The 24,687-nt window shown below is 66.1% G+C and carries 20 protein-coding genes; 8 read left to right on the top strand and 12 right to left on the bottom strand.

The window, feature by feature from the left end; all coding sequences use genetic code 11:
- Window positions 1-86: 86 nt before the first annotated feature.
- The gene (locus V3596_RS00800; RefSeq protein ID WP_334275681.1) at window positions 87-1,112 is read right to left on the bottom strand and encodes a GGDEF domain-containing protein; all 1,026 of its coding nucleotides are present in this window, start codon (window positions 1,110-1,112) and stop codon (window positions 87-89) included.
- A 218-nt stretch (window positions 1,113-1,330) separates the two neighbouring features.
- Between V3596_RS00800 and V3596_RS00795 the strand changes: the two genes are divergently transcribed.
- From V3596_RS00795 to V3596_RS00770, 6 genes are all read left to right on the top strand, one after another.
- Window positions 1,331-1,732, top strand: a complete 402-nt coding sequence (locus V3596_RS00795) for a VOC family protein (protein WP_334275680.1) — start codon at window positions 1,331-1,333, stop codon at window positions 1,730-1,732.
- Window positions 1,733-1,880: 148 nt separating this feature from the next.
- On the top strand, window positions 1,881-3,449 hold the full coding sequence (locus V3596_RS00790; RefSeq protein WP_334275679.1) for a peptide MFS transporter: 1,569 nt from the start codon (window positions 1,881-1,883) through the stop codon (window positions 3,447-3,449).
- A gap of 623 nt (window positions 3,450-4,072) precedes the next feature.
- Window positions 4,073-5,185: an ABC transporter substrate-binding protein gene (locus tag V3596_RS00785; protein ID WP_334275678.1), complete on the top strand. Its 1,113-nt coding sequence runs from the start codon at window positions 4,073-4,075 to the stop codon at window positions 5,183-5,185.
- Between the two features lie 49 nt (window positions 5,186-5,234).
- Complete coding sequence (locus V3596_RS00780) at window positions 5,235-6,140, top strand: DMT family transporter (RefSeq protein ID WP_334275677.1); 906 nt, start codon at window positions 5,235-5,237, stop codon at window positions 6,138-6,140.
- A gap of 52 nt (window positions 6,141-6,192) precedes the next feature.
- Window positions 6,193-8,568: a penicillin acylase family protein gene (locus tag V3596_RS00775; protein WP_334275676.1), complete on the top strand. Its 2,376-nt coding sequence runs from the start codon at window positions 6,193-6,195 to the stop codon at window positions 8,566-8,568.
- Between the two features lie 79 nt (window positions 8,569-8,647).
- On the top strand, window positions 8,648-9,598 hold the full coding sequence (locus V3596_RS00770) for an SH3 domain-containing protein (RefSeq protein WP_334275675.1): 951 nt from the start codon (window positions 8,648-8,650) through the stop codon (window positions 9,596-9,598).
- On the opposite strand, the gene V3596_RS00765 is transcribed toward V3596_RS00770, so the two are convergent.
- Window positions 9,595-10,527, bottom strand: coding sequence for a DMT family transporter (locus tag V3596_RS00765; RefSeq protein ID WP_334275674.1), 933 nt, complete (start codon window positions 10,525-10,527; stop codon window positions 9,595-9,597). The two genes, V3596_RS00770 and V3596_RS00765, sit on opposite strands and share 4 nt — an antisense overlap.
- 71 nt (window positions 10,528-10,598) lie before the next feature.
- Between V3596_RS00765 and V3596_RS00760 the strand changes: the two genes are divergently transcribed.
- The gene (locus tag V3596_RS00760; protein WP_334275673.1) at window positions 10,599-11,588 is read left to right on the top strand and encodes a quinone oxidoreductase family protein; all 990 of its coding nucleotides are present in this window, start codon (window positions 10,599-10,601) and stop codon (window positions 11,586-11,588) included.
- Here V3596_RS00760 and V3596_RS00755 read toward each other — a convergent pair.
- The 3 genes from V3596_RS00755 to lspA all read right to left on the bottom strand — a co-directional run bounded on the left by V3596_RS00755 (window position 11,568) and on the right by lspA (window position 14,536).
- Window positions 11,568-13,067, bottom strand: coding sequence for an ATP-binding protein (locus V3596_RS00755; RefSeq protein ID WP_334275672.1), 1,500 nt, complete (start codon window positions 13,065-13,067; stop codon window positions 11,568-11,570). The two genes, V3596_RS00760 and V3596_RS00755, sit on opposite strands and share 21 nt — an antisense overlap.
- A 76-nt stretch (window positions 13,068-13,143) precedes the next feature.
- Entirely contained in the window at window positions 13,144-13,941 is a 798-nt protein-coding gene (locus V3596_RS00750) for a DUF2189 domain-containing protein (protein ID WP_334275670.1), read from the bottom strand.
- A 103-nt stretch (window positions 13,942-14,044) separates the two neighbouring features.
- Window positions 14,045-14,536, bottom strand: a complete 492-nt coding sequence (gene lspA, locus V3596_RS00745) for a signal peptidase II (RefSeq protein WP_334275669.1) — start codon at window positions 14,534-14,536, stop codon at window positions 14,045-14,047.
- Window positions 14,537-14,702: 166 nt separating this feature from the next.
- Here lspA and V3596_RS00740 point away from each other — a divergent pair, with 166 nt between their 5' ends.
- Window positions 14,703-15,215, top strand: a complete 513-nt coding sequence (locus V3596_RS00740) for a DUF1269 domain-containing protein (RefSeq protein WP_334275668.1) — start codon at window positions 14,703-14,705, stop codon at window positions 15,213-15,215.
- A gap of 62 nt (window positions 15,216-15,277) precedes the next feature.
- Here the strand turns inward: V3596_RS00740 and ileS are convergent, their stop codons facing one another.
- The 7 genes from ileS to V3596_RS00705 form a co-directional block, all read right to left on the bottom strand.
- Entirely contained in the window at window positions 15,278-18,124 is a 2,847-nt protein-coding gene (gene ileS, locus V3596_RS00735) for an isoleucine--tRNA ligase (RefSeq protein ID WP_334275667.1), read from the bottom strand.
- 104 nt (window positions 18,125-18,228) lie between these two features.
- Window positions 18,229-19,263, bottom strand: a complete 1,035-nt coding sequence (locus tag V3596_RS00730) for a bifunctional riboflavin kinase/FAD synthetase (protein WP_334275666.1) — start codon at window positions 19,261-19,263, stop codon at window positions 18,229-18,231.
- A gap of 31 nt (window positions 19,264-19,294) precedes the next feature.
- Window positions 19,295-21,112, bottom strand: a complete 1,818-nt coding sequence (locus V3596_RS00725; RefSeq protein WP_334275665.1) for an ATP-binding protein — start codon at window positions 21,110-21,112, stop codon at window positions 19,295-19,297.
- Between the two features lie 178 nt (window positions 21,113-21,290).
- Complete coding sequence (locus V3596_RS00720) at window positions 21,291-22,007, bottom strand: pseudouridine synthase (RefSeq protein WP_334275664.1); 717 nt, start codon at window positions 22,005-22,007, stop codon at window positions 21,291-21,293.
- Between the two features lie 7 nt (window positions 22,008-22,014).
- On the bottom strand, window positions 22,015-22,983 hold the full coding sequence (locus V3596_RS00715) for a P1 family peptidase (RefSeq protein WP_334275663.1): 969 nt from the start codon (window positions 22,981-22,983) through the stop codon (window positions 22,015-22,017).
- Window positions 22,983-23,522 (bottom strand): DUF3617 domain-containing protein, encoded by a 540-nt coding sequence (locus V3596_RS00710; protein WP_334275662.1) that lies wholly within the window; start codon window positions 23,520-23,522, stop codon window positions 22,983-22,985. The genes V3596_RS00715 and V3596_RS00710 overlap by 1 nt, the downstream gene beginning before the upstream one ends.
- A gap of 47 nt (window positions 23,523-23,569) precedes the next feature.
- Window positions 23,570-24,679, bottom strand: a complete 1,110-nt coding sequence (locus tag V3596_RS00705) for an acyl-CoA dehydrogenase family protein (protein ID WP_334275660.1) — start codon at window positions 24,677-24,679, stop codon at window positions 23,570-23,572.
- Window positions 24,680-24,687 lie beyond the last annotated feature (8 nt).

The raw sequence follows: 24,687 nt of genomic DNA, 5'->3' as shown, positions 1-24,687 counted from the left end.
CTCCCGACAAGTTCGCCGCTAATGGTTGCGGCTGTGCCGTCGGAGATTAGCAGATCGTGAGGGCTGTGACGGACTGCTTTGCGCGTTCAGGCTGCTGCGCGCGCGGCCAGCACCGTGACGCAGTTGCGCCCGCTGCGTTTGGATGCGTAGAGCGCGCGGTCGGCACGCTCAAAGAACTCGTTGGCGCTCTCGCCCACCGCAAGCTGGGTGACGCCGAAGGAGAGGGTGACTCTTTCGTCGTCCTGCGTGCTTGTGCCTCGGCGGATGCGGCCGGCGGCGATGCTCTGGCGCATCTGCTCGGCCAAGGCTTGCGCCTGCTGCAGCGTGCTGCCGGGCAACAACACCGCGAACTCCTCGCCGCCGACTCGGGCGGCAAGCGCCGGCGCCGCGGCGATGCCCTTCATGGTCTGGGCGACGCCGCGCAGCACCTGGTCGCCAAAGGCATGGCCATAGCTGTCGTTCAGGCGCTTGAAGAAGTCGATGTCTCCCAGCATCAGGCAGGGCGCCTGCAGGCTCTCGCCGCTCTGGATGGCCTGAGCCAGCTCCTGATCGAAGGCGCGTCGGTTGGCCAGGCCGGTGAGGGCATCCACCAGCGCTTCATTGCGCGCCAGCTCGACCTCACGGCGCAGCTCGGCAATTTCGTTGCGGCTGGCATCCAACTTGTGTTGCAAGGAGGACATCACGCCGCTGAGCTCGCGCACGCCGCTGAGGATCTCTCGCACGGTCTCGGCGGGCGCAGCGTCGCTCTCCAGCTTGAGGGACAGCTCGCTCAGCTCATTGCCGAAGCGGGCCGTGTGGTCGCCTGCATGCGCTGCCGAGGCGGCGATGCCATTGAGCACGCGCTGGAAACCATCGCTGATGCGTTTCGCGCCGGGGGAATCCCATTCGCCCACATGGGTGGTGTAGAGGCTCCAGGTCTGGGCCTCGTCCAGCGTGGCACCGTCTGCCAGCATCTGGTTCATCGCGTGTCGCAAGTCCGGGTTGCGGCCACTGACGTATTCGTACCAGATGGCATAGCTGGTGGGATGCAATGCGGATCTTTGGCGCGTCATCTGCGCCAGTGCCGCGCGCAAGTGCTCGGCACTGCGCTCCATGCTGTCTGTGTATCTCATCGGTGCTACTCCAAACGACTTCGCAGCACCAATCACGCGGCCTTGAGGCCTGAGGTGCCATTTATTACCGGCGCAAGCATGGGCGATCTGGCGATGGACGTGGGATGAGATTTGGGGCGAGAAGCGCACGCGATGGCGATACGCGTGCGGACTTCACATCCTGCCGCGCATCTGGTTGCAGAATTGCCGCAGTCCACAGAGCACAACAGGAGACAGCGATGAGCGAGAAGGTCATGGCCCGCGTTACCGGCATCGGCGGCATCTTCATCAAGGGCCGTGACGCACCCGCGCTGCGAGCCTGGTACCGCACCCATCTGGGCATAGCCATCGCGGACTGGGGTGGCGCCGTCTTCCAATGGAAGAACGAGGGCCGCACCGAGCCGGATGGCGGCATGACCCTGTTCACGGTGTTCGACGGTGACACCAAGTACTTCGACCCAAGCCCGGCGCCCTACATGATCAATTTCCGGGTCGCCGACCTGCATGGGCTGGTGGCGGCGCTGCGCGCCGAAGGCTGCCAGGTGGACGACAAGGTCGACGAGAGCGAGTACGGCAAGTTCGCGTGGGTGATGGACCCCGAGGGCAACCGCATCGAGCTGTGGGAGCCGCCCCCGGCTTGAGGGGTTCGGCTGTTGGGGAATGCCCCGGGGTAACCCTGAGGGGCCTGAGGCGACAATCCGGCGGCTTTGATTTTTGTCCCCCGCCAAGGCGGTGGTGCTACCCGCGCCCGGCCCTTGAAAGATTGTCTTCCTCTACTGAGGTTCAGATTTGAGCTCGACCACCACGACACTGAAACCGGGCGCAGCCGCGCCCGGCGCAGCGGCAGCGCCGCACACCATCCTCGGACATCCGGACGCGCTGTTCGTCCTCTTCTTCACAGAAATGTGGGAGCGCTTCTCCTACTACGGCATGCGCGCGCTGCTCGTGCTGTTCCTGACCGCCACCACGCTCAACGGCGGCTGGGGCTGGGACATCAAGGACGCCGGCAAGCTGTACGCCTGGTACACCGGCCTGGTCTACCTCACCCCCATCTTTGGCGGCTACCTGGCTGACAAGGTGCTGGGCCTGCGCCGCGCCATCGTTATCGGCGGCCTGATGATTGCCGCTGGCCACGTCTCGATGTTCATGGAGACCAAGCCGACCTTCTACCTGGGCCTGAGCCTGGTGGTGCTGGGTACCGGCCTGTTCAAGCCGAACATCTCGGCCATCGTCGGCCAGCTCTACGGCAAGGACAACGAGGGCGGCCGCGACAGCGGCTACACGCTGTTCTACATGGGCGTGAACTCCGGCGCCTTCTTCGGCATCCTCTTGTGCGGCTATATCGGCGAGAAGATCTCCTGGTCCTATGGCTTCGGCCTGGCCGCGGTCTTCATGATCCTCGGCGCGCTGCAGTTCTATTTCGGCCAGGGCATCTTCGGCAAGATCGGCCTGAGCCTCTCCCAAGCCAAGGCCGAGCATGTGCCGGTGGCCGAGGAGCCGCCCGCCAATGTTGTGAAAGACCGCCTGAAGGCCATCTTCACTTTCTCGTTCTTCACCATCTTCTTCTGGTTCGCCTTCGAGCAGGCCGGCGGTTCGATGACGATCTTCGCGCGTGACTTCACCGACCGCAGCCTCACCGGCTCGACCGGCACGACCTTCAAGATCGTCAATACGCTGATCACGGTCATTCCGCTGCTGATCCTGACCTGGCTGCTGATCAAGCTGTTCTTCGGCACGGCCAAGCGCTACCTGCTCTCCAACCTGCTGCTGGTCAGCTGCATTGCCGGCATCTGGTACCTGACGGTGTGGATGCTGATGCGCGAGTTCGTCAATCAGGATTCCAGCGTGCCGGCCAGTTGGTTCGGCATCCTGAACAGCCTGTTCCTGGTGGTGCTGGCTCCCATGTTCTCGCGCCTGTGGGGCAAGTACTGGAACCCGAGCGGCCCGATCAAGTTCGGCCTGGGCTTGGTGATGCTGGGTCTGGGCTTTGCCTGCCTGTCCTATGGTGCCGCCGGTATCCCCAACGGTGCCAAGACCGCCCAGGTCAGCATGATCTGGCTGACCTTGGCCTATCTGCTGCACACCATGGGTGAGCTGTGCCTGTCGCCGGTGGGCCTGTCCTACATCTCCAAGCTGGCGCCGCCGCGGCTCTTGGGCCTGATGTTCGGCGTTTGGTTCCTGAACACCTTCATCGGCAACTTCCTGGCCGGCATGACCGGCTCCTACATCGAGCAGATTGCCCACACCTATTCGATGTCGACCTTCTTCCTGATCTTCACTGTCATCCCGATCGGCGCCGGCCTGGTGATGATGCTGCTGAACAAGTGGATGCATCGCAAGATGCACGGCATCCAGTAAGACGAACTGCTCCGGCTTGACACCGCCGTCCCGTGGCTCATGCCGCGGCCGGCGGTGTTTCTTTTGGTTCTCCAACCAACTCCAGGAAAGACGCCAAACGGCACATTGCTGCCATTCGTTTTCTTGTTCCTCTGTTGGTCGAAGATCAGGCCGCCAGCGGGTTCCCCTGCGCTCGTGTCCCCCGGCCCTGGCTGCGCCAGGTCCTCCTCCTTTACCTCGCTTCGGGAAACCCACTGCCGACCTGATCCGCACCACTGTGGCCTTCGCCTGGTGGCATGCGCAGGTTCGGCCGAGGGTGTCGGGTGAGGGTTTGGGCGAGGTAAAGGAGGAGGATCGGGCGAAGCCCGGTCCGGGGGACAGGAGCACAAGCCCTCACCCGATGGCCTCGGCAGCGCGAACGAGCTTCAACGCGAACGGCTGCAAAGTGCCGGCAGGAGACGCCAACGGCGATGAACCTATTTGCTTCTCGCTGTTCTTCCGCGGGTCTATTGAACCCCGTGGCGGGGTTTCTTTCGGCACTGCCAAATCTTCACGCTCCTTCACGCCAGGCACCGGGATTTCACCGGTGTTTGTGCGAGGCACGCCCGCCACAATCCGCGCACTTCAACAAGTGGGGGTGGGCGATGAAGAAGCTGGCCGTGATGCTTTCTGCATTGACTTGCTGTGCCTTGCTGGGCACGGCGGCGCAGGCCCAGATCAAGATCGGTCAGACCGCAGATTTCAGCGGCCCGGCGGGCCTGATGGCACAGCAGAACCGCGACGGCGCCAAGCTGTACTTCGACCAGATCAATGCCACCGGCGGTGTCGGCGGCCAGAAGATCGAGCTGGTGACGCTGGACGACAAGTTCGACCCCAAGACCAGTGCAGCCAACGCCAAGGCCCTGATCGACCAGGGCGTGCTGGCGCTGTTCATGACCGGCGGCACCTCGCAGAACGAAGCCATCCTGCCGCTGCTCTCGCAGCACCGGCTCGCGCTGGTGGCGCCCACCAGCGGCGCGCTCCTGCTTCACGACCCGGTCAACCCGTTTGTCTTCAATGTCCGCGCCGGCTACCACCGCGAGGCCGAACGGGCCGTGAGCCATTTGCGCAATATGGGTGTGCAGAGCCTGACGGTGCTGCAGTCCGAAGACAAGTTCGGCAACGACGCCGCCCAGGCGGCGTTGCGGGGCCTGAGTGCGGCCGGCATGCGGCCGCGCGCGCACCTGAAATTCGCGCCGAAGGCCCCGGCCTACCAGGCCCTCGCACAGCAACTCGCCAAGGCCGACATCCCGGCGGTGCTCCTGATCTGCGAGGCCGATGCCGCCGCGGGCTTCGTCGCCGCGCTGCGCACCGCAGGGTCGATGGCCCAGGTCGTGACCCTGTCCAACAACGCCAGCCCCGTTTTCGTCAAGCAATTGAAGGAGCAGGGTCGGGGCGTCATCGTCACCCAGCTGTTCCCGAACGAGCGCTCGGCCTCGACCGAGCTGGTGCGTCAGGCCCAGGAGCAGGCCAAGCTGCGAGGCCTGGTCGAGCTGAGCCCGGCCCATCTGGAAGGCTATGCCTCGGCCAAGGTGCTGGTCGAGGGTCTGCGCCGTGCGGGCAAGGACCTGAACCGTGGCAGCCTGGTGAAGGCGCTGGACAGCATGCAGCGCTTCGACCTCGGTGGCCTCGAGCTGAGCTTCAATTCAAAGAAGCACAGCGGCCTGGATTTCGCCGATATCGCCATCATCGGACCCGATGGCAAGTTCTGGCGATGACGAAGGCTGCGGGCCTTCGAGCCTGCAGGGGCTCTGACAGAATGAGCCGATGCCCGGCTCGCCCACTGCAGGTTCCCGTTCGATAGCGCCTGGCCTGCTGCTGGCCGGCGCGGGCTCCATCGCCTTCTCGGGCAAGGCCATCATCGTCAAGCTGGCCTACCGGCATGGCGTCGACGCGGTCACCTTGATCATGCTGCGCATGCTCTTTGCGCTGCCGCTGTTCCTGCTGCTGGCCTGGTTCGCCGGCCGCGGCAAGCCGCCCCTGACCCGGCGCGACTGGCTGGCCTTGCTTGGTCTGGGCTTCAGCGGCTACTACCTCGCCAGCTTTCTGGACTTTGCCGGCCTGGCCTATATCAGCGCCAGTTTCGAGCGGCTGATCCTTTACCTCAATCCGACGCTGGTGCTTTTCCTCAGCTGGGCGCTGCTGGGCAGGAAGGTGCAGGCGCGCCAGCTCTGGGCCTTGCTCATCAGCTATGCCGGCGTGTTCGTGGTGTTCGGCCAGGAGCTGCACCTGCAGGGCAGCGACGTGATGCTGGGCGCGGTGCTGGTGTTCGGCAGCGCGCTCAGCTATGCGCTCTACCTGATGTACAGCGGCGAAGAGGTGCGGCGCCTCGGCGCCTTGCGCCTGACCGGGCTGGCCACCTCGGTTGCCTGCGTCCTGTGCATTGCCCAGTTCCTGGTCCTGCGGCCGATCTCCGGTCTGGCCGAGCTGGCACCGCCGGTGCTTTGGCTGTCCCTGCTCAATGCGACAGCCTGCACCTTCGCGCCGGTGCTGATGGTGATGATGGCGATCGAACGCGTCGGCGCGCCGCTGGCCGCGCAGACCGGCATGATCGGCCCCATGTCCACCATCCTCATGGGCGTGCTGATACTCGGTGAGCCGTTCACGCCCTGGGTCGCGGCCGGCACGCTGCTGGTGATGGGCGGGGTCTGGCTGCTGAGCCGTTGGCGCTGATCCAACAGTCTGTGGATTTGCCAGGGCCGCTGACGCGACGCCTGGGCCGAGAATGCCGGCACCTCGTCGTTGGGAAGAGCCGATGCTGTGGATACGCCGTGTTCTCTGGAGTCTTCTGTTCCTGGTCTTGATGCTGCTCGCCATGCTCTACCTCGGCTGGCGCGGCAGCCTGGCACAGCTGGAGGGTGAAGCAGTCGGGCCGGTGGCAGCGCCGGTGGAACTCCTGCGAGACGAGCGGGGCTACCTGACGGTCAAGGCGCAAAGCCAGCTCGACGCCGTGCGCGGCCTGGGCTTTGTGCACGGCCAGGAACGCTTCTTCCAGATGGACCTGATGCGCCGCAATGCGGCGGGCGAGCTGTCGGCGCTGGTCGGTGCCAAGGCATTGCCACTGGACAAGGGGCGGCGCCTGCATGGCTTCCGTCAGCGCGCCGAGCGCATGTTTGCCGGCCTGCCCGAAAGCCAGCGGCATCTCCTGCAGTCCTATGCGCAGGGCGTCAATGAAGGCTTCAGCCAACTCAAGGTTCGGCCTTTCGAATACGGCCTCCTGCGCCAGCCGCCCCAGCCCTGGGCGGCACCGGATTCGCTGCTGGTGGTGCTGGGCATGTATCTGGACCTGCAGAGCGCGCAGGGCCGCGACGACCTCGCCATGGCGCTGCTGAAGTCCTCCGTCTCGGGCGACTGGTACGCGTTCATGACCCAGCACAGCGCCGACTGGCAGGCACCGCTGGACGGCAGCCTGGTGCAGCCGGTGCCGGTGCCTGCGAGCGCCTGGCCCTGGGCGAGCAAGAGCAGCGCCTGCAATGACTGCGAGCTGCGCGACAGCCGCGACATCGGCAGCAACAACTTTGCTGTCGCCGCCTCGCGCAGCCGCCATGGTGGGGCCATCCTCGCCGATGACATGCACCTGGGCCTGCGCGTGCCCGGCACCTGGTTCAAGGCCAGCTTGCAGTGGCAGGAGGCCGGCCGCCCCTGGCGTGTTTCCGGCGTGAGCCTGCCCGGCACGCCGGCCATCGTGGCAGGCAGCAATGGGCACGTCGCCTGGGGCTTCACCAACGCCACGGCCGACTGGGCCGATGTGGTGGCCCTCAAGCTCAATGCCGCGGGCACGCACTACCAGACGCCTGATGGCGAGAAGCCCCTCAAGCGACGCGTCGAGCGGATTGCCGTGGCGGGTGGCGAGACGGTCGATGTGGAGTTCAAGGACAGCGAATGGGGGCCGCTCCTGAACGCCCCCCACGAGGGCCATGCGCTGCGCTGGGTGGCGCATGACCCGCAGGCCCTGAACTTCCGCGTGCAGGACCTGGCGCGTGCCGCATCGCTTGACGAGGCGATGAAGATCGCCGTCGGTGCCGGCCTGCCAGCGCAGAACATGCTGGTGGCCGATGCCAGCGGCAGGATCGGCTGGACGCTGGCCGGCGCCGTGCCGCTGCGCCAGCTGGCTGACTTCGACACTCCCCAGGACTGGAGCGTTGCGGGCCAGGGCTGGCAGGGCTATGCAGGCTTTGACCAGCATCCGCGCCTGCTCGACCCGGCGGACGGCCTGCTGTGGACGGCGAATGCCCGCGTCGTCGGCGGCGCGACGCTGGCCTTGATAGGCAATGGCGGCTACGACCTCGGCGCCCGTGGCCAGCAGATCCGCGACGGCCTGGCCAGGCTCGCCAAGCATGACGAGGCGTCCTTGCACGCCATCCAGCTCGACCAGCGCGCCATCTTCCTGCAGCGCTGGCGCAAGCTCCTGCTGGAACAGGTGCTCAAGCCCGAATTCGTGGCACAGCAAGGCCTGGCGGACTACCGAGGATTCGTCGAATCCGCAGCCGCCGAAGCGGCCCCTGATGCCATCGGCTACACGCTGGTGCGAGCCTTCCGCGACCGCGTGCTGGAGCAGCTGTTCGCGCCGCTGGCCGCCCAGTTGGAAGCGCGGCAGTTGCGCCTGCGCGATCTCAAATGGGTGCCCGAGACACCGGGCTGGGCCTTGATGCAGGCGCGTCGCGCCGATGCGCTGCCCAAGGGCTTCAGCAGCTGGGGTGCTTTCCTGCAGCAAGCCCTGCTGGACAGCCGCGCCACTGTCCTGAGCAAGACGGAACCGCTGGCTCAGGCCTCGTGGGGCCATCACAACCGGGCCGGCATCCGGCATCCGCTGAGCCCGGCCTTGCCCTGGCTCTCACGCTGGCTGGACATGCCCGACACGCCGATGGGCGGCGACCGCCACATGCCGCGGGTGCAGGTCGGCGGCCATGGCCAGTCCGAGCGCATGGTGGTGTCGCCAGGGCGCGAGGAACAAGGCATCCTGAGCGTGCCGGGCGGACAGTCCGGGCATCCGCTGTCGCCTTTCTATCGGGCCGATCACGAAGCCTGGCTGCAGGGCACGCCCTTGCCCTTCCTGCCCGGTGAGACGCGCCACCGCCTGCTGCTCAGACCGCAAACCTGAGATACCCTAGTCTCCAAGGGATTGGCACCGTCTCGTCGGCGGAGCAAGATCGATTTTTTTCAGCTGCGAGATGGTCCCCATGAACAAGAATGCTTCCACATTGCTGGCTGCGGCCTGCGTCCTTCCACTGGCCTTGCTGTCGACTGCGGTGCGGGCCGAAGACGACTCCAAGATCGAGACTTGCCCCAAGAAGCTGGGTGCCATCGCCGTGGTCGAGCCGCAGCAGGGTTGGCACCATATCTCTTCCTACGGCCTGGGCTCACCGTCGGCGCTGCTGCGCCTGATGATCCAGAAGTCGGGCTGCTTCGATGTGGTCGAGCGTGGCCAGGCCATGGCCAATATCCAGCAGGAGCGTGCCCTGGCCGCAGGCGGCGAGCTTCGCCAGGAATCGAATGTCGGCAAGGGCCAGATGCAGACGGCCGACTTCGTGATGACCCCGAATGTGCAGGTGGGCGCCAAGACCACGGGTGGCATCGGCGGCTTTCTCGGCGGCAAGCTGGGTGTGCTCGGCGCCATTGCCGGCGGCTTGAAGTTCAAGGAAGCCTCCACGAGCCTGATGATTGCCGACGTGCGCTCCAGCATCCAGGTGGCGGCTGCCGAAGGCAAGGCCAGCAAGACCGATTTCTCGGTCGGCAGCTGGGGCTATGGCGGCGGTGTGGTCGGTGGCCTCGGCGGCTACACCAGCACGCCCGAAGGCAAGGTCGTGGCAGCCAGCTTCCTCGACAACTTCAACAAGATCGTGATCGAGATCCGCGACAAGGAGAGCCTGATCAAGACGAGCAGCGCCTCCAGCGATATCAATGCAGCCGGCTCCACCAAGGCCGAGGCGCCGCAACAGGCCGGTCAGGTGCTGCATGCCAAGATCGCCAACGTGAAGGTCTTTGTCGATGCTTCGCGCGACTCCAAGGTGGTCGCCACGCTGACGAAGAACGACGACCTGGTGGCCAGCGGCGAGGTCAAGAACGGCTTTGTGCGCGTCGATGCCGCCAACTTCAGCGGCTGGGTGCAGCGCACGCTGGTCGGGCCTTAATCCGAGGATCGGCTTGGTTTGCCGGAGGAGATCCAGATGCCCCCGGCAATCAGCGCGAAGGCCGCGCCGTGGTACCAGGCCGGCCATTCGCCCAGGAGGGCCGCCGACATCAGCGCCGCGAACAGCGGCGTCAGGTTGACGAAGAAGGCTGCCAGCGCCGGACCGGCCTGAGCCACGCCCAGACCCCAGCAGCGGTAGGCGATCAGGGAAGGGCCGATGGCCACATAGGCCAGCACCAGGGCAAGACCTGGCCCCCAGTGCACGGCCTGCTCGGTATAGCCCTGTTCGAGGCCAGCCATGGCCAGCGCGATGGGGGCGCCAAAGGCGATCTGCGCCATCAGCATGGCGGCCCAGTCCCAGCCGGGCGCCTGCTCGTCGCGCATGCCGGCGGGCGGCTTGGCGAGCAGCCAGCTGTAGATTGACCAGCTGAACACCGCCAGCAGCATCAAGAGGTCGCCGGTCACGAAATGCACCTGCATCAGCGCCGCCCATGAGCCGCGCGCCAGCACCAGCGCCACGCCGACCAGCGAGAGCAGGGCGCCTGCCAGCTGCCGGCGCGTGGGCTGCACGCGATAGAAAAGCGCGCCGACCGAAAGCATCCACAAGGGCATGCTCGCGGCGATCAAGGTCACGTTGAGCGCGCTGGAACTGCGCAGCGCCTGGTACTGCAGCGCGTTGTAGCAGCCCATGCCCAGGAAGCCCAGCAGCGCCAGGTGCTGCCAACGCTGCCACATCGGCGCAGGGCTGCGCAGGAGGGCGCGGGCGTTCGGTGCAATGGCCAGCAGCAGCAAGCCCGCCAGCGCCCAGCGCAGGCCGTTGAGCAGCAGCGGCGGTATCTGGCTGGCCATGTGGCGGCCGACCACGGCGTTGCCGGCCCACAGCAGCGGTGGCATGGTCAGCAAGAGGGCCAGGCGAGGGGACAGCTTCATCGGCGGCGCGCTTCAGCAAAGGCTGGCAAAGGCTGGCACGATAGCGGAATTCCAATGACGGAGCAGCCGCGATGGCAACAGAGACCGCAGTACGGATCCACCAGGCCGGTGGCGTCGAGCAGATGAAGCTTGAGCAGGTCGAAGTGGGCGAGCCGGGGGGCGGCGAGATCCGCATCCGTCACCACGCCTGTGGGCTCAACTACATCGACATCTACCACCGCAGCGGTGTCTACCCGCTGCAATTGCCGCAGACCCTGGGCATGGAAGGCGCCGGTGTGATCGAGGCGGTGGGCGAGGGCGTCACGCATCTGCGCGTGGGCGACCGTGCGGCCTATGCCAGCCAGCCCATCGGCGCCTATTGCACCGCGCGCGTGATGCCGGCACGTTCGGTGGTGCGCTTGCCGGACGAGATCTCGTTCGAGACCGGCGCCGCCATGATGCTCAAGGGCCTCACGGCTCAATACCTCTTGCGCCGCACCCTGCCGCAAGGCGGGCTTCAAGCGGGCGATCAGGTGCTCTTCCATGCCGCCGCGGGTGGCGTGGGTCTGATTGCCTGCCAATGGGCACGCGCGCTGGGCCTGCAGATGATTGCCACGGCGGGCTCAGACGAGAAATGTGCGCTGGTTGTCGAGAACGGCGCGGCGGTTGCGATCAATTACCGCAAGGAGAAGTTCCCCGAGCGGGTGCGAGAGATCACGCAAGGCCGCGGCGTGAAGGTGGTCTACGACTCGGTGGGCGCCGACACGTTCGAGGGCTCGCTCGATTGCCTGAGCCCCTTCGGCCTGATGGTCAGCTTCGGCAATGCCTCGGGCGTGGTGCCGCCGGTCAATACCGGCCTGCTGGCAGCCAAGGGCTCGCTCTATCTGACGCGGCCGACGCTGTTCACCCACTTGGCCTCGCGCGAAGCGAGCCAGGCCATGGCGGACGATCTGTTCGCAATGGTGGTGAGCGGCAAGGTCAAGATCCACGTGTCGCAGCGCTATGCGCTCGCCGAGGTGGCGCAGGCGCATCGCGAGCTGGAAGCTCGAACGACGGTGGGCTCAGGCGTTCTTCTCGTCTGAAGCGGCCAGCGTCGGATCGAGGCCGCGCATCAGCGTGATCTCGAAGCTGAAGCTGCTGCCGGTGCCGGGCTGGCTTTCCACGTGCACGCGCCCGCCCATCAGCGCGACCAGACGCTGCACGATGGTCAAGCCCAGGCCCGTGCCACCGAAGCGCCGCGTGATGCTGGCGTCGCCCTGCGTGAACGGGTCGAAGATGCGCGCGATCTGGTCGCGGCTCATGCCGATGCCGGTATCGCTGACCGAGAAGCTCAGGTGCACCGGCTCCGGCCCGCTGCCAGCGCGGCCTTCGTCAAGGCGGCGCACCTCGATGCGGATCTCGCCGCGCTCGGTGAACTTGACCGCATTGCCGACCAGATTGGTCAAGACCTGGCGCAGCCGAAGTGCATCACCCACCAGATAGGGCGGCACGCCCGGCTGGATGCGCGAGCCGAGGATCAAGCCTTTTTCCTGTGCCTGCAGTTGCAGCGGCTGGGTCGTATCGCGCAGACAGTCGTAGAGCGTGAAGGGCTGGTGCTCGATGGCCACCTTGCCCGCTTCGATCTTGGCCACGTCCAGGAGGTCGTTGATCAGGCCCATCAGCGACCTGGCCGAGTCATGCGCCATCTGCACGAACCTGCGCTGACGATCATCCAGCTGGGTCTGCAGCACCAGCTCGGTCAGGCCCAGCACGCCGTTCATGGGCGTGCGGATCTCGTGGCTCATGTTGGCCAGGAAAGTGCTCTTGGCCTGGCTGGCGGCCACCGCTGTTTCGCGTGCGACCGTCAGCGCCTGTTGCGCCAGACGGAAGTCGTTGATGTCTCGCGCGTTGAACTGCAGCACCGGGTCGCCACTGACGGGGTCTCGCATCGGCCGTGCGTCAATGCTGTGCCAGCGAATGCCGTCGACGGTATTGAGTTCCAGCTCGGCCTGAAAACTCTTGCCGCCTTGCACGTGGCGGCGAATCAGCGAGGCCAGGTCGGGGCTGGCGAACACGTCGGCAAAACCCAGAGCGCCGGCCTCGGCCTGCACGCCGAAGGCCTGGGCAGCCGTCGGGTTGAGAAAAAGCGCCTGGCCATCGCGCAGGCTGAACATGGCGATACGGGCAGTGGTGTGCTGCAAGGCTTCGACGCCGCGCAGCATGCTCTTGTCGGTGCCGTGGGGCAGGGACTGGGCCGCCATCAGCATCACCACGCGGCGGTCCGGTGTCTGGATGCCTCGCGAGGCCAGCATCACCGTGGTCGGCTTGCCCTTGGGGTAGAGCGTCCATTGCTCGCGCACGATCTTGCCCTGGGCATGGTCGGCCGCGGTGACGGCCAGACGCTCGCGCACTGCTTCGGTCGGATCCTGGAAGTTGCGCGAGAGGAACATCTCGGCGCTTTCCACCTGCCAGAAGCTCAGCGCAGCCGCATTGGCCCAGAGATTGCGCTCGGCCTTGGGGTCGAACACCCACATCGGGGTGTCGAGCCAGTCATAGTGCGTCAGGCTGGAGAAATCAAGCATGGGTGGTCGGTGCGGCAGCGCGCATTGTGGCGCGTATTTGAGGCCTCCAACTGAGACAGCTTGTGAGTGGGAGGCTTCATCGCGTGCCGACGGCCGCACGGTAGGCATGCCAGCTGGCATGGCCGATCACGGGTCCGAGCACCAGCAGGCCTGCAAAGCCTGGCAGCATGGCCAGCAACACGAGCACGGTGATCAGGGCGCCCCAAACCAGCATCACGCCCGGCTGCGTCAGGCACAGGCGCAGGCTCGTGAGGGCGGCGGTGATGGCATCGACCTGTTCATCAAGGATCATCGGTATCGAGATCACGCTGATGGCGAAGATCAGCCCGGCAAACACAGCACCGACGCAGAGGTAGCTGACGAGGAAGCCGAGATTCTCGGGGTCCAGCAACTTGCCGAGCGAGCCGCCCAGCTCGGGCATGCCCTCGAAACTCACCGCGAATACGACGAGGGCGGATCGGCCCCAGAGCATTTCAAGAATCAGCAGCGCGAAGCCGAAGATGGCAAGTTGCGCGGTGCGGGTGCGCCAGGCGGTCAGTGCGTCGACCAGCGAGGGTTTCTCGCCACGTTCAAGCCGCAAGCTGACCTGGTAGAGGCCCATGCACAGCAGCGGCCCCAGCAGGAGGAAACCGGCCGAGAGCCAGAGAATCCAGGCGGGCGAGCGCTGGTAGGTTTCGAGGAGTGCCCAGCCCATGGCCACGAAGCAGAAGCCGAAGAACAGGCCGATGGTCGGCTGAAGACGGAAGTCCCGCCAGCCGAGCGCCAGCCAGTGCAATGGCGCGCTCAGACCGAGCCGGTTCAAGGGCAGATCGAAAGCCGAAATCGGGACTGCCTTGTCGTCGCCACCACCGCTGTCATTGCCAGGTTCTGCCATCGCGCATGCGCCTCCTTGCGTGGCAGCCTAGGTCGGGACTGGTGCCTGCACCAGCGTAGTTTCCAGCAGCCCTGGCTCTTGTTGCACAACCCGCTGCGTGCGCTCAGCCACGCTTGACGCGGCGCAATTCGTCCAGGATCAAGAGGATGGCACCCAGCGTGATCGCGCTGTCCGCCACATTGAAGGCCGGGAAGTACCAGCCGCCCGCATGGACCTGCAGGAAGTCCACGACATAGCCGTGCCAGAGCCGGTCGATCACATTGCCCAGCGCGCCACCGAGAATCAGCGAGAGTGCCCAGGCGAACAGCGTCTGGTGGCCGTGGCGACGCAGGAGCCAGAGGATGAAGCCTGTGGCCACGAAACCCAGGCCGACGAAGAACCAGCGCTGCCAGCCGTCGTGATGGGCCAGGAAGCTGAAGGCGGCGCCGGTGTTATGGGCGCGCACCAGGTTGAAGAAGCTGGTGACGAAGCGGCTGTCGCCGTACTGGAACTGGGAAACGATCAGCACCTTGGTCAGCTGATCGGTGATGATCACGAGCAGGGCAATCATCAGCCACTGGATCAGGCGGGGCGAACTACTCGGTTTGAAGGCCATGGGCAGGTGAACGGAAGGGATTCGGTTGGCGCAGCTGCGTAAGTGGCCGCTACTGTAGCGTTTTCCCCCGCGCCCCCGGTCTTGCGCAGTGTCAAGGCGAGGAGTAAAACGGTCGCACCCGGTCACGCGGCGCGTGCCGCCCAACCTCCGGGGCTAGGAGAGTTCAATGCGCAAACGCATCTACTGGTTGCTGCCCGACCTTGACGCAGCCCGCAAGACGATGAACGAGCTGCTGCTGGCCCGGGTCTCGGATCGTCATATCCACTTCGTCGCCGAGGACGGTTCGGACATGACCGGCCTGCATGCGGCCAACATCCTGCAAACCTCCGACCTCGTCGAAGCCGCGCAGACCGGTCTGCTGGTCGGTGCCGGTCTCGGCGCCGCCGGCGGTGTGGTGGCTGCCTATGTGCTCACCGGCACGGGCGCGGCTCCGCAGGCCGTCGTGATCGCCCTGGCCGGCCTGGGTGCTGTGCTCGGCACCTGGTCGTCCAGCATGATCGGCAGCTCCACGCCAAGCCGCCGTCTGAAGCGCTTCGAGAAACAGATTGCCGAAGGCCAGTACCTCCTGATGGTCGACGTGCCGCGCACCCGCGTCACCGACATCGAGGAGCTGCTGGAGCGCACCCATCCGGAAGCGCATTTCGAGGGCCTGGAGCCCAACGTACCGGCCTTTCCGTGAGGGCATGAAGAAGGGCGCCACGAGGGCGCCCTTGCTCCTTGCAGTGTCGTCAGAACACGAGTTCAGGCGATGCTGCGGGCCTCGCCGTCGCCGTACAGATTGCTGTCGCAGCGGCCGCAAAGCGTCGGGTGCGCCACGTTGGCGCCCACGTCGGCGCGGTAGTGCCAGCAGCGCTCGCACTTCTGGTTCGCAGAAGGCGTGACATTGATGCTCAGCTCTTGCGCTGCGGCAATCGTCGCGGCCGACGTGATCAGCACGAAGCGCAGGTCTTCGCCGAGGCTCTGCAGCAAGGCCAGATCGTCGGCTGGCAGGCCCAGGGCAACTTCGGCCTGCAGCGATGAGCCGACAGCGCCGGTCGTGCGCACCGCCTCGATGGCCTTGTTGACCGCCTCGCGGATCTCGCGGATGCGGCTCCACTTGGCCAATTGCGCTGCGTTGTCAGCACCGCTGTCGAACTGCCAGTAAGTCTCGACGAAGATGCTCTTGCCCGCATGGTCGCCATCGAAGGTCTGCCAGGCTTCCTCGGCCGTGAAGCTCAGGAAGGGTGCCATCCAGCGCAGCATTGCATGCGTGATCTGCCACAGCGCGGTTTGCGCGGAGCGGCGCGCCAGGCTCTTTGGTGCCGTCGTGTAGAGCCGGTCCTTCAGCACATCCAGGTAGAAGGCGCCCAGGTCTTCCGAGCAATAGACCTGGAGCTTGGCCACCACCGGATGGAACTCGTAGCGCTGGTAGTGCGAAAGGACCTCGGCCTGGAACTCGGCAGCGCGCGCCAGCGCATAGCGGTCCACTTCGAGCATCTTCTCCAGCGGCACGGCATCGCTCCTGGCATCGAAGTCCGCCACATTGGCGAGCAGGAAGCGCAAGGTGTTGCGGATGCGGCGGTAGCCGTCCACCACGCGAGCCAGGATCTTGTCGTCGATGCCCAGGTCGCCCGAGTAGTCGGTCGCGGCCGTCCACAGGCGCAGGATCTCCGCGCCCATCTTGTCGCTCACTGCCTGCGGCGCCACCACGTTGCCCACCGACTTGCTCATCTTGCGGCCCTGGCCGTCCACGACGAAGCCGTGCGTCAAGAGGCCCTTGTACGGCGCGCGGCCATACAGGGCGCAGGCGATCAGCAAGGAGGAATGGAACCAGCCGCGATGCTGGTCATGGCCTTCGAGGTAGAGGTCAGCCTCCGGGCCTTCAGCATGAGCGGCGCCGGCGTGGCTGCCCTTCAGGACATGCTGGAAGGTCGAGCCGGAGTCGAACCAGACGTCCAGGATGTCGCTGCCCTTGCTGTACTGCTCAGCTTCAGCGCCGAGCCAGTCAGTAGGGTTCAGCTTGGCCCAGGCTTCCACGCCGCCGGCTTCCACCAGCTGCGCGGCACGCTCGATGAATTCCAGGGTCTGCGGATGCGGCAGGCCGCTGTCCTTGTGCAGGAAGATGGGCAATGGCACGCCCCAGGAGCGCTGACGCGAGATGCACCAGTCGGGCCGGCCGGCGATCATGTCGCGCAGACGCGCGCGGCCGTTCTCCGGGTAGAAGCTCGTCGCGTCGATCGCTTCCAGCGCTGTCTGGCGCAGGCTCTTCGGCGCCTTGTCCTGCGTGAACAGGCCATCGCCGTCATCCATGCGCACAAACCACTGGGCGGCAGCGCGGTAGATCACCGGCGTCTTGTGGCGCCAGCAATGCGGATAGCTGTGGGTGATCTTGACGTGCGAAAGCAGTCGGCCCGCGTTCTCCAGCGCCTCGGCGATCACCGGGTTCGCTTTCCAGATGTGCAGACCGCCGAGCAGCGGTAGCTCGGCCTCGTAGGCGCCATTGCCTTGCACCGGGTTCAGGATGTCCTTGAAGGCCATGCCATGCGAGACGCAGCTCTGGAAGTCGTCCAGGCCGTAGGCGGGTGCCGAGTGCACGACGCCGGTGCCGTCTTCGGCCGTGGCGTAGTCGGCCAGGTAGACAGGGCTTTCGCGGTCGTAGCCCGCGTCGACATGCGCCAGCGGATGCTTGAACTTCAGCATCGAGAGGTTCTTGCCGACCGTCGTGGCCAGCACCGAGCCTTCCAGCTTCCAGCGGGCCAGGCATTTCTCGACAAGGGCCTCGGCCACCATGAAGATGCCGCGTGGCGTGTCCACCAGCGCGTAGCTCAGCTCGGGGTTGAGGTTGAGCGCCTGGTTGGCCGGGATGGTCCAGGGGGTCGTGGTCCAGATGACCGTGAATGCCTCTTTCGAGAGCGAACTCAAGCCGAACGCCGCAGCGAGCTTTTCTGGCTCTGCGCTCAGGAAGGCCACATCGACCGCGGGCGACTGCTTGTCGGCATACTCGATCTCGAACTCGGCCAGCGAGGAGCCGCAGTCGAAGCACCAGTAGACGGGTTTCAGGCCGCGGTAGACGAAGCCGCGCTCGAACAGGCGCTTCAGGACGCGGATCTCGCCGGCCTCGTTCTTGAAGTCCATCGTGCGGTATGGGTTGCTCCATTCACCGAGCACACCCAGGCGCTTGAAGTCTTCGCGCTGCGCATTGATCTGTTCGCCGGCATAAGCGCGGCTCTTGGCCTGCACTTCATCGCGCGGCAGGCCGCGGCCGAAGGTCTTCTCGATCTGGTTCTCGATCGGCAGGCCATGGCAATCCCAGCCGGGGATGTAGGCCGCGTCAAAGCCTTCCAGCTGGCGGGCCTTGACGATCATGTCCTTCAGGATCTTGTTGGCGGCATGGCCGATGTGGATCTGCCCATTGGCGTAGGGCGGGCCATCATGCAAGACGAACTTGGGCCGACCGACGCGGGCGTCACGCAGGCGTTGGTAGGTGCCTTGCTCTTCCCACTGCTTGACCCAGCCCGGCTCGCGCTTGGGCAGGTCGCCGCGCATCGGGAAGGGGGTGTCGGGCAGGTTCAGGGTCGAGCGGTAGTCGGGCTTGGCGGCGTCGGTCATGGCGTGCGATCAGAGGCGGCGGGCCGGACGACCCGCGGTAAGGAGGAGGGCGCGCGAAGAGTCGGCGCGCCGGCAGCAAGCAGCGGGAGCGGCACAGGGCCGCTTCAAATTCGGTCGCGCGTGGTCTGGCGACTGACCTTGACGTAGGAGGCGGCCTCTTGGGCCAGGTAGGCGCGTGCCTGCGCCACGTCCTGGCGAATCGCTTCGGTCAGGGCCGGGAGGCCGTCGAATCGGGCCTCATCGCGCAGTTTGTGCAAGAGTTCCACGCGCACGAGTTTACCGTAGGCCCCATCCGGCCCCAGTTCGGCCGGCCAGTCCAGGCAATGGACCTCCAGAAGGACCCGTCCGGCATCTTCCACAGTGGGCCGAACGCCGAGCGATGCCACGCCATCCGCCGGCCCGTCGGCAAGGCCATGAACGCGCACGGCAAAGATGCCTTGTGCGGCCGGTTTGTCGTGGTTGAAGCGCAGGTTCAGGGTGCGAAAGCCATCGGATGCGCCCGGCGCCGACTCGGCCAATTGGCGCCCGAGCTTCTGGCCGTGGACCACATGGCCGGAGATCGAATAGGGGCGGCCCAACAAGGCGGCGGCCGCTTCCATGCGGCCAGCCGCGAGCGCCTCGCGTACCGCCGAGCTGGAGACACGCAGGCCATGCACCTCGTAGCTCATCATCCGCGCCACGTCGAAGCCCTTGGCGCGGCCAGCGGCGTCCAGCGTCGCGTAGTCGCCCTGGCGCTTGGCACCGAAGCGGAAGTCATCGCCCACGAGCACATAGCGTGCGCCCAGGCCTTGCACCAGCACCTTGTCGATGAAGTCCGGCGCCGGCAGGCTCGAGAGCCGCTCGTCGAAGCGCAGCACGATCACCTGGTCGATGCCGCATCGCTCCAGTTCGCCGAGCTTGTCGCGCAAGGTGGCGATGCGGGCCGGCGCCATTTCGGGCTTGCCCAGGCGGGCGGCGAAATAGTCGCGCGGATGCGGCTCGAAGCTCATCACGCAGGATGGCAGGCCGCGGTGCCTGGCCTCCGAACGCAGCAGTGCCAGCATGGCCTGGTGGCCGCGGTGGACGCCGTCGAAATTGCCTATGGTCAGCGCGCACTCGGACGCGATGCCCGGGTGGTGAAAGCCTCGGAAGACATGCATGCTGCCGATTATCGTCGGCCGCGGCGGCACTTCAGGCGGCCAGCCGCTCGCCGGCGCGTAGGTGGCGTGCCAGCACCGCCATCAGGTCGCCCTGCTCGAAGGGCTTGAGCAGGTAGTCGTCCATGCCGGCGGCGATGCAGCGGTCGCGGTCGCCATTCACTGCGCTGGCGGTCAGGGCCACGATGGGCAGGCGCGCCAGCCCTTGCTCGAGCTCCAGTTCTCGCCAGCGGCTGGTGGTCTGGAAGCCGTCCATGCCATGCATCTGGCAGTCCATCAGCACCAGGTCGAAGCGCTGCGATTGCAGCCGGCTCAAGGCCTGCATGCCGGTCTCGGCCTGTTCGACACGCAAGCCGCCCGCCTCCAGCATGGCCGAGGCCACGAGCAGGTTGACCGCGCTGTCGTCGACCACGAGCACGTGGCCGCTGAGCTTGGCGCCGTCACCTTCGTCATTGGCCGCTTGCTCGGCCGCGGTGGGCACGACAGCGCGCAAGGGCAGGGTGAACTCGAACTGCGAGCCTTCGCCCGGCGTGGAGCTGCAGCACAGATCACCGCCCATGGCGCGTGCCAGCTCGCGCGAGATGGTCAGCCCGAGGCCTGCACCCTCCTGGCGGCGCAGGCCGGCGGCCGCTTGCTCGAAGGGCGCGAAGATGTGTTCCAGCTGGTCGGCGGCAATTCCTTCGCCGCTGTCCTGCACGACAAAGCGCAGGAGCGTGCCGGCGCGCATGTCCAGAACGGTGCCCAGCTTGACCAGCACCTGGCCGCGCTCGGTGAACTTGATCGCATTGCCTATCAGGTTGTGCAGCACCTGCTTGATGCGCGAGGCATCGCCCAGCACCAGGGCGGGCAGGCCGGGGCTCATCTGCAGTTCGAAGGACAGGCCTTTTTCATGCGCCGTCTGGCCCAGCAGGGCGCACACGTCGCCCGCCACTTCGCGCACGTCCAGCGGCCCGGCGTCCACCGCCAGCTTGCCTGATTCGATGCGCGCAAGGTCTAGCATGTCGTTGACCAGGGCCAGCAGATGGCGGCCCGAGCGGCGCACGATCTCGACCTGCTCGCGCTGCTGCGCAGCGAGGTCGCCACGGGCCAGCAACTGGGTCATGCCGAGGATGCCGTTCAGCGGCGTGCGGATCTCATGGCTCAGCATGGCCACAAAGCGGCTCTTGCTGGTGCTGGAATGCTCGGCCGATTGCAGCGCCTGCTGCCGCTCGTCGGCGATCAGCGCGTTCTCGAAGCGCAGGCGCAAGAGCTCGTCGTGGCGGGCTTCCAGCCGGCGTGATTCGAGCGTCAGCGTGGCAAGAAAGAGCACGAAGCCGCCGGCCACGAAAACGCCGGTCGAAGTGCCCAGGTTCAATTGATAGGCTGCCGAGGGCGCAAAGGCCAGGCTGCAGAACAGCAGGTTGGCGCGCCAGTGGCTGCCCAGCGAAATCAGACCGATGGCACCCAGGCCGACCACAGCGGCCAGCACGATGCCGTTCAATTCGGGCACGGCCGGCGTGTGGAAGAACCAGCCCATGGCGCCCCAGGACAGCGCGTCCAGCGCCATCAGGACGAGGTAGCGGCGTTCCCAAGGCAGGGCGGCACTGCCGGAGGGGCGCAGGCGCTGATAGCGCCAGACATCGATGGAGCGCACGGCCACCAGCGCCGCGCGCACCGCGAGCCAGGGCACAAGAATGGTGGCGGCCAGGTGTGGCCACAGCATCAGCGCAGCAAAGCCGCTGAACAACAGGCCCAACAGCAGCGGCGGCATGCTCAGGGCATACAGCGTGGCAATGCGCTCTGCCTGCACCTGCTCGGCAATCTGGGCCAGGCGGCCCGGCGTTCCTCGGCCCATCGTGGGGGCTTCACTCATCGGCATCTCTTGCCCGTCTGCTGCCGGCCCAGGTTTTGGGGCGGGTCTCAGCGTGCTGACGGGTGGCTCAAGCTCCCAAACTCACTGGGCGCCATTTCGGCACAGCGCTTGGAAGTCCCGGCCTAGGAACAACCCCGAAACGTGGTGCGGGCGCCGCAGCCGCTGCGCCGTCACCGGATCAGTGGGAAATCTGTGCTGGGTCGGCGATCCAGATCCAGCCGCCGGGTGGCAGGTCGGCCGGAATCGTCAAGGCGCCGAACTGGGGACGATGCAGTGCCTCGACCCGATTGCCCACGGCCGCGACCATGCGCTTGACCTGGTGGTATTTGCCCTCGATCAGGGTCAGGCGCAGCAGATGCTCGTCGACCCTTTCCGCACCTTCTGCGCGTGCCGGTTCGGGCTTGTAGTGCGCCGGCGCATCGGGCTCCCGCAGCTCGACGCCGTCCAGGAGGCGTTGCACCTGCTCATCGGTCAGCGGGTGCTTGCAGCGGGCCTCGTAGACCTTGGGCACATGGTGCTTGGGGCTGGTGAGCTTGTGGATCAGGCTGCCGTCATCGGTCAGCAGGAGCAGGCCGGTCGTGTCTTCATCGAGGCGACCCACCGGCTGCACATTGCGCTCGCGCAAGGGGCCGGGCAGGAGGCTCATCACGCTCGGATGGTGCTTGGGCTTTTGCGAACACTCATAGCCGCTCGGCTTGTTCAGGAGGATGAGTGCCTTCTCGTAAAAGGGCCAGGTCTTGCCGCTGACCTCGAACACGAAGCCCTTGGGATCGAATTCAGCATCGGGATCATCGACCACCTCGCCATTGACCTTGACCTCGTCGTTGTAGATCAGGCCGTTGCAAAGACGGCGGGTGCCGAAGCCCTGGGAATAGAGAATCTGTGACAAGCGCATGGCGCCATTATCCAAGCTCGCCCGCTGCGGGCAGGCCAGGCAGGCCGGTGGCGCTGCGAATCGCGCTCAAGACGGCTTGGCCCGTGACTTCAGCTGCCAGTGCCCCCAACCAGGTCAGATCGGCGCTGCAGCCGGCACCACCGGTTGCCAGCGCAAACATCACGTCGCCATCGCTGGGCGTGTGCACCGGGTTGATCGTGCGAGCCAGGCCGTCGTGCGACATCTGGGCCAGCTTGGTGGCTTGGGCCTTGTCCAGCTCTGCGTTCGTGGCAACGACGCCTATGGTGGTGTTCGCGCCTTTGAGCATCTGCGCCGGGGACTGGCCCGCTTTCAGGGCTGCCATGGTGTTGATCGGCTGGCCGTTGCTGCCGCGTGCACCTGCAAGCACCTGGCCCGATGCCGGGTCGATCACATCGCCAACTGCATTGACGGCTACCAGCGCTGCGACCGTGATGCCGTTCAGTGTCAACGAGGCGCAGCCGATGCCCCCCTTCATCGCCTGCTGTGGGCCGAAGAGCTTGCCGACCGTCGCGCCAGCGCCGGCACCGATGGAACCCATCACCGCGTCGACCGTGGCGGCCTCGCAGGCTGCATAGCCGGCGGCGGCATCGGGCGTGATGTTCGGATCGCCCAGCCAGAGATCGAACAGCACGGCGCCCGGCACGATGGGCACGCAGGCCGACCCGACCTGAAGGCCATGGCCGCGCTCACGCAGCCAGCGCATCACGCCGCTGGCGGCATCCAGACCAAAGGCGCTGCCGCCGCTGAGCAGGATGGCGTGCACTTGCTGAACGGTATTCTCGGGGCGCAGGAGATCGGTTTCTCGCGTGCCCGGCGCTGCGCCGCGTACATCGACGCCGGCAACGGCGCCCTGCTCGCAAAGCAGCACCGTGCAGCCGGTGGGGCGGCGCGTTTCCGTGAAATGTCCGACCCGCAGGCCGGCAATGGGGCCCAGCGAATTCAGCAGCGCCGCCATCAATGCTTGTGCGCCCCGTGAGGCTTGATATCGCCGCAATCGCCGCCCAGCCAGCGCGCTTCGCCTGTGATGGTCATGAGCTTGTCGCCGCGCTTGATGCTCAGCTTGTTGGTGTAGTGCTCGGGGCTGTCGAAGGTGAACTCGCCATCGCCTTCCGTTGCGGGGTCGGTGCAGACGAAGTGCGTTTTCACCGTCTTGCCGCTGCGCTGCACGTCATGCTTGCAGCGGCCGCTTTCGCTGACCGGCATTTCGTGCCGCTCGGCCTGTTCCTTGCTGATGCAGGTCTTGATGCTGATGACGCCGCCAGCCATCGCGCTCATCGACATGCCGCGCTGGCTCATCATCTGCTCCATCATCTTGCGCTGCTCGGCCGGCATGGCAGCCATCTGCTTCTGGGCCTGCTCCATCTTGGCTTGCTGCGCGGGGTCGAGCTGGGGCTTCTGCGTCATTTCCCAGAGGCCGGGCTTCATGCCTTGGGCCTGGACAAGCAAGGGCAGGCTCAACAGGCCGAACACAGTGAGGCGGACAAGATGCTTCATCCCAGACTCCTTCGGGGCCGATGTGGTCCGAAGGAGTCTAGGGTGCCTCAGGCAAACACGCCAGCCTGATCCTGCATGCCGGCGCTGACCTCGGCGAGCTGGTGCAGGCTGTCGCCGAACTGCATTTCCATCGCGGTCAGGCGCTTGAAATAGTGGCTGGAGATGTATTCGTCGGTCACGCCGATGCCGCCATGCAATTGCGTGCACTGCTGGCCAACGTAGCGGGCCGAATTGCACAGCTGCAGCTTGGCCTGCGCGAGCGCGCGGCGCCGCACGGCGGGTTCATCGCCGAGCTTCAAGCTGGCAAAGTAGCTCATCGAGCGCGCCAGCTCCAGCTGCATCTTTACGTCGGCAATGCGATGGCGAAGTGCCTGGAAGCTCGCAATGGCCACACCGAACTGCTTGCGCGTGTTCATGTATTCGACCGTGATGGCGAGCAGCTTCTCCATGGCTCCCACGCCTTCGGCGCACAGCGCGGCGATGCCGACGTCGACCGCCAGCTCAAGAACGGCAAGACCTTGCGACGGGCCCACCAGCAGCGTGGCCGGCGACTTGTCGAAGCTGACCTCGGCCGCACGCGAACCATCTTGCAGGCTGTAGCCACGCGTGCTCACCCCGCTCGCCGAGCGCTGGACCAGGTAGAGCGCGATGCCAGCGCCGGTGTCGGCCGGCACGATGAAGGCATCGGCCTGATCTCCGCAGGGGACGAGGCTCTTGGTGCCCGTCACTGTTTGACCGTCGGCGCGCGCCGTGACCTTGTCCAGCTTGTAACGTGCGCCGCGCTCCTGGTGAGCGAGGACGATCAAGGCTTCGCCGCCAGCAATCTTGGGCAGCCATTCGGCCTGCACCTCTGCCGGCGCTTGACGAAGGACGGACGGTGCAATCAGGCCGGCCTGGGCGTAGGGCTCCATCACGATGCCGCGGCCCAGCTCCTCCATCACCACCATGGCATCGACGGGGCCGAAGCCCATGCCGCCGTGTTCCTCGGAGACGGCCAATGCGGTGAGGCCCAGGCCCACGAGGCCATCCCAGGCTTCGCGCGAGAAGCCGCCGGCTTTCACAATGCCGCGACGGTGCTCGAAGCCGTAGTCCTTGTCCACCCAGCGGCGCACCGCGTCGCGCAGTGATTCCTGGTCGTCGGTGAAATCGAAGTCCATGTGCTTGT

Source organism: Roseateles microcysteis, from assembly GCF_036880965.1.
GTDB lineage: Bacteria > Pseudomonadota > Gammaproteobacteria > Burkholderiales > Burkholderiaceae_C > JAUASW01.
Note: the sequence above shows the minus strand (reverse complement) of the source record. Positions and strands in the feature narration are given on the sequence as shown.

Bases quoted from the DNA above. Each gene is read 5' to 3' on its own strand.
- V3596_RS00760 (WP_334275673.1), top strand. From the start codon at position 10,599: ATGGCAACAGAGACCGCAGTACGGATCCACCAGGCCGGTGGCGTCGAG.
- V3596_RS00720 (WP_334275664.1), bottom strand. From the start codon at position 22,007: ATGCGCTTGTCACAGATTCTCTATTCCCAGGGCTTCGGCACCCGCCGT.
- V3596_RS00770 (WP_334275675.1), top strand. From the start codon at position 8,648: ATGAACAAGAATGCTTCCACATTGCTGGCTGCGGCCTGCGTCCTTCCA.
- V3596_RS00755 (WP_334275672.1), bottom strand. From the start codon at position 13,067: ATGCTTGATTTCTCCAGCCTGACGCACTATGACTGGCTCGACACCCCG.
- V3596_RS00740 (WP_334275668.1), top strand. From the start codon at position 14,703: ATGCGCAAACGCATCTACTGGTTGCTGCCCGACCTTGACGCAGCCCGC.
- V3596_RS00795 (WP_334275680.1), top strand. From the start codon at position 1,331: ATGAGCGAGAAGGTCATGGCCCGCGTTACCGGCATCGGCGGCATCTTC.
- V3596_RS00715 (WP_334275663.1), bottom strand. From the start codon at position 22,983: ATGGCGGCGCTGCTGAATTCGCTGGGCCCCATTGCCGGCCTGCGGGTC.
- V3596_RS00780 (WP_334275677.1), top strand. From the start codon at position 5,235: ATGCCCGGCTCGCCCACTGCAGGTTCCCGTTCGATAGCGCCTGGCCTG.
- V3596_RS00765 (WP_334275674.1), bottom strand. From the start codon at position 10,527: ATGAAGCTGTCCCCTCGCCTGGCCCTCTTGCTGACCATGCCACCGCTG.
- ileS (WP_334275667.1), bottom strand. From the start codon at position 18,124: ATGACCGACGCCGCCAAGCCCGACTACCGCTCGACCCTGAACCTGCCC.
- lspA (WP_334275669.1), bottom strand. From the start codon at position 14,536: ATGGCCTTCAAACCGAGTAGTTCGCCCCGCCTGATCCAGTGGCTGATG.
- V3596_RS00705 (WP_334275660.1), bottom strand. From the start codon at position 24,679: ATGGACTTCGATTTCACCGACGACCAGGAATCACTGCGCGACGCGGTG.
- V3596_RS00730 (WP_334275666.1), bottom strand. From the start codon at position 19,263: ATGCATGTCTTCCGAGGCTTTCACCACCCGGGCATCGCGTCCGAGTGC.
- V3596_RS00710 (WP_334275662.1), bottom strand. From the start codon at position 23,522: ATGAAGCATCTTGTCCGCCTCACTGTGTTCGGCCTGTTGAGCCTGCCC.
- V3596_RS00750 (WP_334275670.1), bottom strand. From the start codon at position 13,941: ATGGCAGAACCTGGCAATGACAGCGGTGGTGGCGACGACAAGGCAGTC.
- V3596_RS00800 (WP_334275681.1), bottom strand. From the start codon at position 1,112: ATGAGATACACAGACAGCATGGAGCGCAGTGCCGAGCACTTGCGCGCG.
- V3596_RS00775 (WP_334275676.1), top strand. From the start codon at position 6,193: ATGCCGGCACCTCGTCGTTGGGAAGAGCCGATGCTGTGGATACGCCGT.
- V3596_RS00725 (WP_334275665.1), bottom strand. From the start codon at position 21,112: ATGAGTGAAGCCCCCACGATGGGCCGAGGAACGCCGGGCCGCCTGGCC.
- V3596_RS00785 (WP_334275678.1), top strand. From the start codon at position 4,073: ATGAAGAAGCTGGCCGTGATGCTTTCTGCATTGACTTGCTGTGCCTTG.